General features: G+C 30.3%; 8 protein-coding genes. All 8 read left to right on the forward strand.

Going from position 1 to position 12,311, the window contains the following annotated elements:
• Positions 1-140: 140 nt before the first annotated feature.
• The 8 genes from pyrR to ROY99_07275 all read left to right on the forward strand — a co-directional run bounded on the left by pyrR (position 141) and on the right by ROY99_07275 (position 12,288).
• Positions 141-686, forward strand: coding sequence for a bifunctional pyr operon transcriptional regulator/uracil phosphoribosyltransferase PyrR (pyrR, locus tag ROY99_07240; GenBank protein ID MDT3696172.1), 546 nt, complete (start codon positions 141-143; stop codon positions 684-686).
• A gap of 5 nt (positions 687-691) precedes the next feature.
• Positions 692-1,612, forward strand: a complete 921-nt coding sequence (locus ROY99_07245) for an aspartate carbamoyltransferase catalytic subunit (protein ID MDT3696173.1) — start codon at positions 692-694, stop codon at positions 1,610-1,612.
• 21 nt (positions 1,613-1,633) lie between these two features.
• A complete protein-coding gene (locus ROY99_07250) occupies positions 1,634-2,926 on the forward strand; it encodes a dihydroorotase (protein ID MDT3696174.1) in 1,293 nt (430 codons plus the stop codon).
• Between the two features lie 158 nt (positions 2,927-3,084).
• Entirely contained in the window at positions 3,085-3,894 is an 810-nt protein-coding gene (locus tag ROY99_07255) for a hypothetical protein (protein MDT3696175.1), read from the forward strand.
• Positions 3,895-3,969: 75 nt separating this feature from the next.
• Entirely contained in the window at positions 3,970-4,413 is a 444-nt protein-coding gene (locus ROY99_07260; GenBank protein MDT3696176.1) for a DUF4783 domain-containing protein, read from the forward strand.
• Positions 4,413-8,243 carry an ATP-binding protein gene (locus ROY99_07265; GenBank protein ID MDT3696177.1) on the forward strand — a complete coding sequence of 1,277 codons (3,831 nt, stop codon included), beginning with the start codon at positions 4,413-4,415 and terminating at the stop codon, positions 8,241-8,243. Before ROY99_07260 ends, ROY99_07265 begins: the two co-directional genes overlap by 1 nt.
• Entirely contained in the window at positions 8,240-11,812 is a 3,573-nt protein-coding gene (locus ROY99_07270) for a UvrD-helicase domain-containing protein (GenBank protein MDT3696178.1), read from the forward strand. The genes ROY99_07265 and ROY99_07270 overlap by 4 nt, the downstream gene beginning before the upstream one ends.
• A gap of 17 nt (positions 11,813-11,829) precedes the next feature.
• Positions 11,830-12,288, forward strand: coding sequence for a hypothetical protein (locus ROY99_07275; protein ID MDT3696179.1), 459 nt, complete (start codon positions 11,830-11,832; stop codon positions 12,286-12,288).
• The last annotated feature ends 23 nt before the right edge of the window (positions 12,289-12,311 follow it).

Consider the following 12,311-nt stretch of genomic DNA (forward strand, 5'->3'; position numbering starts at 1 on the left):
AATCTTTTACCTTTAAGTTTGGGCAAATAAAATTAACCTTTAACTCTATCCCGCGAGATGGAAAAGGATGAAAGAAATTAAACATAAACTAAAATAAGGTAAACCTCTGAGGAATTTGTTCCGAAGAGGCTTTTTTGTATATGGTCATAAAATCAAAAATATTGGATGAAGAAGGATTTGATAGAATCCTAACCAGAATAGCACACGAAGTTCTGGAAAAAAATAAAGGTTCGCATAATCTTGTTCTAATGGGTATGAGAACAAGAGGTGAGTTTTTAGCAGAACGGCTTAAAGAAAAAATTCATCAGATAGATAACAGCGATCTTCCATTTGGTGTTTTAGATGTAACTCTTTATCGTGATGATTTTAGAACAAGATTAAAACAGCCTGAAGTGTCAGTTTCAAATATAACTTTTGATATAAATGAAAAAGATATAATTCTTGTTGATGATGTTCTTTATACAGGAAGAACTGTTCGCTCAGCATTAAATGCAATTATGGATATGGGAAGACCAAGTTCAATCCAACTTTGCATACTAATTGACAGGGGGCATCGTGAACTGCCGATTCGTGCTGATTATGTTGGTAAGAATATACCAACTTCGCACAGCGAAGAAATAAAAGTTAAAATGAAAGAATTTGATGGCGAGGATGCCATTTATATTGTTGAATCAGAAAAGAAGTAAAAAATATGTCATTATCAAACCGTCATTTATTAGGAATGAAAGATGTTCCTAAAGAAGATATACAGTTAATTTTAGATACAGCAACAACTTTTAGAGAGGTTTTAGAAAGACCTATAAAAAAAGTTCCGACATTGCAGGGAAAATCAATCGTAAATTTGTTTTATGAAAGTTCAACACGAACAAGAATATCATTTGAGTTAGCTGAAAAAAGATTATCTGCAGATTCAATAAACTTTGCAGTTTCAGGCAGCAGTGTTAGTAAAGGAGAAACACTAAAAGATACTGTAAAAAATATCGAAGCAATGAAAGTAGATATGATTGTTGTAAGGCATGCTGCTGCAGGTGTTCCATTGATGCTTACAAAGATTTCAGATGCAAATGTCATAAATGCAGGTGATGGAATTCACGAGCATCCAACACAAGCTTTACTTGATATGTATTCCATAAGAGAAAAGCTTGGAAAACTTGAGGGATTAAAAGTTTGTATAGTCGGTGATGTTGCACATAGCCGGGTAGCTCTATCAAATATCTATGGACTAAAAACAATGGGCGCAAAGGTTTCTGTTTGTGGTCCTTCTACAATGATTCCAAAATATCTTGATGAGCTGGGTGTAAATGTTATCCATAGTATTGATGAAGCAATTCAGGAAAATGATGTATTAAATGTTTTAAGAATCCAGCTAGAAAGAAAAGCAAGAGAATATTTTCCGTCTATCAGAGAGTATTCTAAATATTTTGGAATTGACAAAGAACGATTAGAAAAAAATGGTAAAGATATTTTAATACTGCATCCGGGGCCTATAAACAGAGGTGTTGAATTGTCTTCTGAAATTGCAGACGGCAGCTCGCAGATTATTTTACAACAGGTTACAAATGGTGTTGCTGTTAGAATGGCAGTACTTTATTTACTCGGGACACTCAATTAAAAATTTAGAAAGTTTATAAAAATGAAATTAGTATTAGACAATGTTAATCTTGTAAATCCAGATCAAAAGCTAAATGAAAAAGACGTAAGCATTTTAATTGAAGACGGAAAATATAAAAAGATAGGGAAGCTGACTGAAGCAGATAAAAAGGATGCAAAGGTTTTAGAATTAAAAGGAAAATTTGTTGTTCCCGGTTTTTTTGATATGCACGTTCATTTACGTGAACCAGGAAGAGAAGATGAAGAGACAGTTATTACAGGATGTAATGCCGCAGCAAACGGTGGATTTACCGGAATTGCCTGTATGCCTAATACTGAACCAGCAATTGATTCTGCTGAAGTAGTTACATTGATCAAAAAACAGTCAGTAAAACATTTAGTTGATGTTTATCCTATTGGTGCTGCAACTGTTGGACGGAAAGGGGAATTGCTTTCTCCAATGGCTGAATTAAAAGATGCAGGAGTCGTTGGATTTTCTGATGATGGAGTTGCAATTAAAACAGCAGCAATTCTGAAAAGAGCACTTGAATATGCAAGGATGTTTAATCTTCCGATTATTGAACATTGTGAAGATGAATCTCTTGCCGGTGGTGCAATGAATGAAAGTATTAATTCCACATTACTTGGTTTGCCGCCAATACCAACCGTAGCCGAAGACCTGATTGTTATGCGCGATATTTTATTGGCTGAATATGCTGATGCAAAAGTTCATATTGCACACATTAGTTCAAAAAAATCTGTTCAAATGGTCCGCGAAGCCAAGAAAAAAGGAATAAAAGTTACTGCAGAAGTTACGCCGCATCATTTTACACTTACGGATGATGCAGTTAAAACCTATGATCCCAATGTTAAAATGAATCCACCACTTCGAACAAGGGCAGATATTGATGAAATTATTGCCGGATTAAAAGACGGAACAATAGATTGTATTGCATCTGATCATGCACCCCATTCTCTTGAAGAAAAAGAGATGGAATTTGAATATGCTCCAAATGGAATTATTGGATTAGAAACTCAAGTTGGTTTAGCATTTACTGAGTTATATCATAAGAAAGTACTAACTCTTGAACAGATGATTGAAAAGCTGTCTATCAACCCAAGAAGAATATTAAATATTAATATTCCGCAAATAAAAGAAGGTGAGTTAGTAAATATCACAATTCTTGATCCAGATGTTATATGGACAGTAGATAAAACAAAATTTAAATCTAAATCAGTAAATACGCCCTTTGATAAACGTTTGTTAACTGGTAAATCTGTTGCAATAATTAATAAAAATCAGATATTTATTGATGGGAAGTTTGAAAGGCTATAAATGATCTAAAGATTTAAGTTATTGTATTCAGTTGTTGTTCATTTATCTATACAATTACTAATTGGAATACTAATTATTTCTTATAAAATGCCGCTTTTATAGTGGCATTTCTTTTGGCTAATTTTTGTAGTAATTGAATTTATCGAAAAGGTGACAACATGAAAAAGATAACTATAACCGCAGCTCTATTAACAACTATGTTAATAATAACTTCTTGTAATATTAATGATAGTTATGACAACGATTACACTCCGCCAGCAGCACCAAGTGGAATACAAGTTTTAAATGGAGATAATAGAGTAGATATTTACTGGAATAAAAACCGCGAGTCTGACGTTGCCGGATATAACGTTTATTACAATTATACTTATGAAGGCAGATACACCTTAATTGGTTCCACTTCAAGTACACACTTTGCAAACATCTACGCCGAAAATGGTGTAAAATATTATTATGCTGTAGCTGCTTATGATTATAACGGCAATGAAAGTGAATTAAGCTATGATGTAATCTATTCAACACCAAGACCTGAGGGTTTCAATCAATCTATATTTGATTATAGAAGATTCCCAAATAAATCAGGTTTTACATTTAATGACTATACAACTGTTCCATATAATGATAATGCAACTGATTTCTTTTTTGAGATTTATCAGGGAACACCTTATTTAGTTGTTTATGATGATACTGACATTCAGGATATGGGATTGACAAATGATATTTACGATATTCCTTATGCACCTGTTAACGGTTGGAATCCTGACAAAGAAGAAATCGCTAAAATTGGTCATACTTATGTAATCTGGACTTTTGATAATCACTTTGCAAAAATCAGAGTTAAAAACATTACATCTGACAGAATTGTATTTGATTGGGCATTCCAGTTAGTCAGTGGTGAGTATCAGTTGAAACCAGTTATAAAGGGTACTGGAGTACGTGAATTACACAGAAGTAAATTGGCGAGATAATAAAGAATTTATTACTTTTGTCGTGGGTTTGTAAGTAAATATTAAATTACAAACTCACGACAAATTTTTATCGATATGAACAAAATATTTTATATAATTTATTTTACATTTTCTCTAAGTCTTACTTTTTCTCAATCATCTAAGTTTACAAATAAAACCGGTGAACATATTGAAAGTAATCAGCAAGAATCAATATTTAATGAAATTGAGTCGGGGATTAAAGAAGGTAATGTAGAAAGTATTTCAAAATATTTTGGGCAGCGGACTTATTTTAGTTTTTCCAACGGTATTAATGGATATTACAGCAGCAACCAGGCATTTTATGTGCTTGAAGATTTTTTTAGAATTTACAAAGTAACATCATTTAAATTTGAGCATATAAAAAAAGACAAGCTTAATTCCTACGCAACCGGAAAGTATAATTATGACAATAAAGGTCAGCGAAGCACTGCACAAGTATATATTTCTATCAAAAAAGTTGGACCAAATTGGATAATAACTCAATTCACTATTAACTGATGTTAAAAAAGATTGCAGAAAAATTCAAAGGCGATAGAAAATATTTCTCTATCGTCTTTTTTATTTTAATGATGCTTGTTGTATCTGGTATTGTTACAGATAACTATATTGATAAAACTAAAGGTAATTGGTCCAATTTAGTAGTTGAAAAAATTTCTGAGCTAGAAAACTCAGTTAAAAAAGATTTCAATTTTAAACAAAGTGATCTGCTGCAGAAATTAAACATTGTTAAAAAGGATCTTCGCGCATCATTAGAACCGGAAAATGAAACATATAAAGAACTTTTAAGGTCTATAAATAACCGATCACTTGAGAATTTTTCAATTGAGATTTTTGCTCCAAATGGAAAATTAATCGCATGGAATAATCGTATTGCACTAAACCCAGAGGGATTATTTCCATTAAGTTTTCCATTGGGTGAAGTCTATTTCCTGTCTAATGATATTGTTACTAATCTTGCTATTATAGATACTGCTCATATTCAGTCGGATGATTTTTATATTGCACTTTCTACTCCAATTGAAGAATTGGTAAAAATTAATAATCAGTTTTCTAAAAATATAAGTTTTACGCAGGATATATTAGATAAATATGAGATTGATGCAGAGATAGACTATTCAGCATATTCAGAAAAATCAAAAGACGGAAGAAAATATTCATTTGAATTAATAAATAATCGGGGAAGTAAAATAGGCATAGTTTCTTTTGTTAAACCATCTTTGAATAATTCAATAAACATTATAAAAGATAATTCAACAAAGATTCAATCATTACTTGTATTACTTACTCTTCTTTTTGTCGGATTAGGATTGATGTCTGACTTTAAAAAAATTCAGTCATATTTCTTCAGATTTATTCTGCTTATTATTTATTTAGTGATATTAAGAATTCTGATCTTTGCATTCAGTTTTCCATCGAACTTTATTTCCGGACCACTTTCTAATCCGGCTTACTTTTCTTCCTCGTTTGCATGGGGATTTGTAAAGTCACCAATTGAGTTTTTTACAACTGTCTTTTTTGTATTGATTCTATCAATCCAATTTTTCCGTTATACAAAAAATTATTTGTTTAACTCTGAAAGAAAAACACACAAAAAGTATTTTATTGCTGCTGCATTAGGTTTATCAGTAATTATATTTTTATTAATAAGGGGTATAAGTGCAACAATAAGAAGTATAGTTTTTGATTCAACGATCAGATATTTTAAAGAACCCAACCTGATTCCTGATTTACCTTCAATTACAATGAATCTGAATATGCTGCTTTTTACATTTGCAGTAGTTCTGATGATTTTGGGATTCTTAAATATCATTTTAAGTTTTATCTGTTCAGAGAAGATTCGAATAAAACAGTATCTTTTTTTAGTAGTGATAATTTACATTGCATCTTTTATTGTTTACCTGATAAGTAATGATCAACTGCTTACACCAATAATGCTTTTTTTAATATTATTATTTCTGCTATTACTTTACTATCAGGTAATTATCAGAGAACAAAACTCTATCTACAATTATCTTATTATTTTACTTGTAAGCTCGGTGATTTCAATTTCCTTACTTAATCTCTTTAATACAAAGCTGGAAAAAGAATCGCTTAAAACTACTTCCTGGGAAATCAACAGAACAGATTCCAATTTATTATCATTTATGCTTGATGAAACTATACGGAATGTAAAAAATGATAAGAATATATTAAGTCAGTTTGGTGAAAGATTTGCAAATTACAACGCTATTGCTTTTAAGCTGTGGGCACAAAGCCCGATGCAAAGAGAATCTCTCAATTCCGGAATTCAATTTTATAACAGTAAGAAGCAAATTATTGGTGAATATCTGATAGGAATTCAGCCTGATCAGTCAATATTTAATAGCATTAGTAAAGATGATGAAATATTGGTAGTTCCGGTTTATGATAAACAAGAAAATGTTATTGATTATTACAGCGCAGTGATTGAGATAAAGGAGCGTGGAATATTAAGAGGGTACATTGCAGCTTTTGTGGATTTTAATATTAAATCTATTGGAGCTTTGAACTATCCGACATTTTTAGAATCAAATCTTTCAGTATTTAATAAAGTTGTTGATGTAAAGCAGCTTAAAATATTTCAGTTTAGTGATAGAGTTTTAAAAAATGTTTATGGAGATATTTATCCTTCAAGAGATCAGATAAAACAAATACTTAACACTTCAGTTGATAGTTTATTTAGCGACAGCTGGCTAAAAATAAATTTCAATTCAGAAAAGTATGAAGCCTATCTGCTTAAATCTGAAGAAGATGACTCTGAAATTTTAACTGTTGTAGCAATTCAGGAAAGTGCTTTTTCATGGGATCTGTTTAAATTTTTTAAGATATTTATAATTCATTCGTTGTTTATAATAATTGCTTATCTACTAATAGCTTTTTTCTGCGTACGCAAAATAAATTTGACTTTCAAAACAAAGCTTTTACTTTCATTTCTTTTTATCTCAATTATTCCTGTAATTGTATTAGCTGTTTATAATACAAATCTGGTTACCGAACGCGGCAGAGAAGAGATATTGAATGAACTTAGTCAAAGGGCAGATTATATTGAGAAAAATCTCGTTGCTCAATTAAATAAATATAATAACAGAGATATAATAACCGCATCACAAAATGCCTCTGATGAGCTTGGAATATCTTTCGCTTTGTATTCTTCAACTGATCAAATTTATAATTCAAATGATATATACAATAAGATTGGATTGATGCACAAAAAACTGAATCCAAAAGCATATTACTTTTTAAATTATTTAAAGTATCAGGAATTTATTACAACTGAAAAAGTGAGCAATTATCAATATGATTCATACTTCAGATTTATTCATATAAAAGATAAAGATTATATCCTTTCAGTTAATGATGCTTTTAATAAAATCAGGGTTACAATATCTACTAATGAAATTAATGTGGTGATATTTGGAATTTATTCTTTTGCTGTAATTATAATAATCATTATCAGTACCATTTTTGCTAATCAGATTTCTCAGCCAATCCAAAGATTAACAAAAGCTGCTGATGCTGTATCCAAAGGTGATTTGAATGTTACGATAGAACATAATGAAAGAGGAGAACTTAAAGATCTGCTTGATGGTTTTAATCAAATGACTTCTGAACTTAAAAAAAATCAAGCAGAAATTGCTGAAATGGAAAGGGAAGCTGCCTGGAAAGAAATGGCGAAACAGGTTGCACACGAAATTAAAAATCCGCTGACGCCAATGAAGTTAGCTTTACAGCAATTGATAATTTCTTACAAAGATAAAAGTAAGGATTTTGATAAACTATTTGAGAAAGTATCTGCTACTGTACTAAATCAAATAGAAAATCTGAATCATATTGCATCAGAGTTCTCTCACTTTGCTAAAATGCCAAGCCTTAAAATTGAAGAAGTTGATCTCCTAAGTGTGCTTAATGATACTGTTAATATGTTTATGCACGAAAAATCAAAAATTAGTGTTAGCACAGATTTGAAGAGTGTTGTTATAGATGCTGATGTAGGTCAGTTAAGAAGAATGTTCATAAACCTTATCAGAAATTCAATTCAAGCTGATGCTTCGGTAATTAATCTGAAAGTTTTTGTAAGTGAGAATAATTATATTTTAACTATTAACGATAACGGTAAAGGAATACCTGTTTTACTAAAAGATAAAATCTTTGAAGAAAACTTTACAACAAAAAAACAGGGAATGGGTTTAGGATTAAGTTTAGCAAGAAGATTTATGACAAATATAAACGGAGAAATTAATCTCAAAGAAAGCAGTAGTGACGGCTCAACATTTGAATTGATATTTCCGGCAAAACTATTTAACAAATGAGCAAACTTACACCTAATCAGGAATTAGCACTTAATACAAAAGGAAATATAGCTCTTACTGCAAATGCAGGATCAGGTAAAACTTTTGTACTTGCCAGAAGGTATTTAAGTGCGCTCTTGGAAGACAAACTTGATATATCTGCTATTGCTGCGATTACTTTTACTGATAAAGCTGCAAGTGAACTGTATAACAGAATATCTGGTTTGATTGATAATTATATAAAAACCTGTACAGATAAAAAAGAACAGATAAGAGCTGAAAAAATAAGAAGACAACTTGTATCTGCAAACATTTCTACAATACACTCATTTTGTATAAACATATTAAGAGATTTTCCGGTTGAATCGAATTTAGATGCCAGATTTATTCCTATTGATGAAAATTTATCACTGGATTTAATTGAACTTTCTGTAGAAGAAAGCATAAAAAAAAGTTTCGATGATCTATCTACTATTGATGAAATTAAAGACCTTATAAGAATTCTTGGATCAAAAAACAGATTGTTAAAGCAGGTTGTAAAGCTTGTTGAAAACAGAAAAAATGTTCAGGTATTGCAGAGTAAAATTTATTTGCAAAGTAAATCTGATATTAAGGATTTCTTTAATAAGACTTTTGAGGAATACTTCGATCAGGTTTGGAATGGTATTAAAGGAAAATTTTTAAACCGTTTACAACAAATCAATAATAATGTATTAATTTCTGATCCGGAGAACCCAAATGCTAAACAGCTTATTCCGATACTTTCAGTACTTAAAGAAAGTAAATTATCAAACGAAATTATTCTGTCATTAGATCAAATCAGATCGCTTATCTTTACACAAAATTTAACTTTAAAAAAACGCGGATATCTTAGCAAAGTAACAAATGAATTAATCATAGAAGAAGTGAGAATAGTTGAAGATATTTTTTTTGATATTCATAAATTCGGGATACCTGAAGAAAACTTTGATAATGAAATTCTGCTTGCAGATTTTGGTATAAAACTGTTAAAATTATTTGATAATAGTTTACAAACCTATGAAAGAAAGAAGAAAGCCGAAGGTTATATAGACTATGAAGATATTTTACTTTATGTAAAACAGCTACTTCAAATTCCAACCGTACAGGATAATCTTGCAGAAAAATACAAACTAATAATGGTAGATGAATTTCAGGATACAAATGAAATTCAGTATCAGATATTCTTACCTCTGCTAGACTATCTGCGGAAAGGTAATCTGTTTATTGTTGGTGATGAAAAACAGAGTATTTACAAATTCAGAGATGCAGAAATTGAGATATTTAACCTTACACGGAACGATATTAAAAAAGCAAGCAGTAATGATAATTTGTTAGTCCTGCCTGATAGTTTCAGAATGAGTCCAGAAATCTGTGTGTTCTGTAATTATATTTTCAGAAATATATTCAAAGATCCTGTTGAATTATTTGGAGAAGTTACTGCGGCAGATTTGATATGTGCACGCAAAGAAAAAGTTGATGGTAAAGTTGGATTCCTGATTAACATTGAAGATCCTGAATCAGAGATTACTGAAGAACAAATGATAATCAGGAAAATAAAACAAATAAAAAATCAATCGAGTTATAATTATTCTGATTTTACCATTCTTGTCCGTAAGCGAAAGCACTTTGACAGACTAGAAAAAGAATTAATCAATCATCTAATTCCTTACTCTATCATTGGAGGAAGAGGGTTTTATCAAAGACAATCTATAAATGATATTTATAATTACTTATCATTTTTATCTGATAAAAATAATAATACTGCATTAGTTGGAGTTTTAAGGTCGCCGTTTTTTAATGTAAGTGACAGCGATTTATATAAAATATCTCTGCAAAACGGCAGAAGTTTTTGGGAAAGACTAAACAGTTTTTCCAAAGAAAAAGGATTGAATGATATAGTTAATACTCTAACAGAAAATCTTGCACTGTGTAATTCACTCAACATCTCTCAGTTAATCGAAAAGCTTATTACTGATAATGATTATTTAGCAGCTCTTTCATCAAGGATAGATGGGAATCAGGAAGTTGCTAATGTGTTTAAACTTATTAGTATCGCCCGAAATTTTAATGCAACCGGATTCAGAAACCTTTACGATTTTATCAATTATCTGAAAGATGCAATTACAGAATCATTAGATGAAGCGCAGGCATCCGGCATTGTTAATACCGATTCAGTTAAATTGATGACAATCCATCAGGCAAAGGGCCTTGAGTTCCCGATTGTATTCTTATATAAAACAGAAGAAATAAGTCAGCGTTCAACAGCGAAAACAGGAGAAGTAATTGTTGATAAAACATTTGGTTTGTTAACCAAGCTTCCAAAAAATGGAGAGTATTTTGATGATTATTATTCTAGCCCAATAGTTAGTCTTTATAATTTTATAACCGAAAAAAAAGACTATGCAGAATTAAAAAGACTTCTTTATGTTGCTGTAACAAGAGCGATGGATCAATTATATATATCCGGAACAATAAAAAAAGATAAAGTACTAAACAAGAATTCTTTTTTGTCAATGCTTGGTTCAGGATTAAACAGTGATTTTAATTCGGAGAAAATTAATATATCCGAAGAGCTAAATTTTCTTAAACTTGAAGAAGATAGATATGTCAATGAAACCAAAAAGTATAATCTTGAAATTGTTTTTCAAAAAGAAATCGAAGATGTTGAAACACTTGGTAATGATGTAGAAAGTGAATCTTCAGAACTGATAATTTCTACCGGCGGGCTGTACTCAACTGAAAAATTAGAAATCATTTCGGCTTCCAAAGTGTCCATATATAATCAATGTCCTCTTAAATATTACTTAACTTACGAAGCAGGCTTTTCAAAACTTAATTCTTTACAACATACACAAATAAATGAGCAGTCAATTGATAATGAGTTTGATGAGGATACTGCTGATAATTTAGATGATTTGATTGGAGAAAATTTAATTGAGCCGGATAAAAACACTTCCACAGATTTTGATTCAGCTTTATATGGAAAAATGTTTCATAGCTGTATGGAGCAAAATTTAAGATATGAAGAAATTGATAAGTTTATTAACACAGATAAAGGTATTAAAGATTTAGAAAAATATACTGATGCTTTAAAAAATGATTTAAAAAAAATACAGCAATCTAACTTTGCCAAAAAATATTTAAGCATACCTACTTATAAGAATGAATTTGAGATGTACATTAAAGAGAATGATTATTTTTTGCACGGAATAACTGACCGGATAATATTTGATAAAAACAAAATAATTATTTGTGATTATAAAACTGATAATATTGAGTTGAAAGAAATAAAAAAACATTCTGAATATTATTTAATGCAATTGAAGTTTTATTTATATATTTCCAGTAGATTATTTAGTGATTTTGAGATATTTGAGGGAAATTTAATATTTGTAAAACATCCTGATAATATGGTCTCAGTCTTATATTCAAAAAAAGAATTAGAACTCCTTGAAAAAGAAATAACAGAAATTATTTTGAATATCAGAAATAAAAAGTTTGATAAAAATTTATTTCATTGCAGATTTTGTTCTTTTTCTGATTCTGCAAACAGATGTGTGATTAACTAAATATATAGTTACAGAATATGAAAAAACAATTAACACAATTAAGAGACATTGAGGAAATAGAAGAGCAGATTAACAAAGCTCATTCCGGTGTTTTATGTATTCATCTTGCAATAGAAAAGTTAATGCAGTTTGGCTGCAATTTTATTTATCTGGATAAAAACATTTATACTTACCTTGATACTTCGGATGAAAATTACGTACATATTAAATATGGCTCGCTTGGAAGTTTTACAATTTTATCTGAAGAAAAAGTTAATGCTAAATCAGCAGGACTAACTTACAAACTCTCTTACATAACAATTAGCGGAGAGATAAAAGAAGTTGATGATGCTAAACTTGCTGAACAGATTAAAGAGCTTTATCGATCAAAATATTCTGCGTCAGAAAAAGCCGAAAATTATAAAATTGATGAAAATCTTATACCTGTTATTCTTGATTCAAATGAGATTAAGGCTTTAATAGAAGAAGGAAATTAAATAATTCCTGTATAATACTGCTC

Origin of the sequence: Ignavibacterium sp. (assembly GCA_032027145.1) — a bacterium.
Classification (GTDB): Bacteria; Bacteroidota; Ignavibacteria; order Ignavibacteriales; family Ignavibacteriaceae; genus IGN3.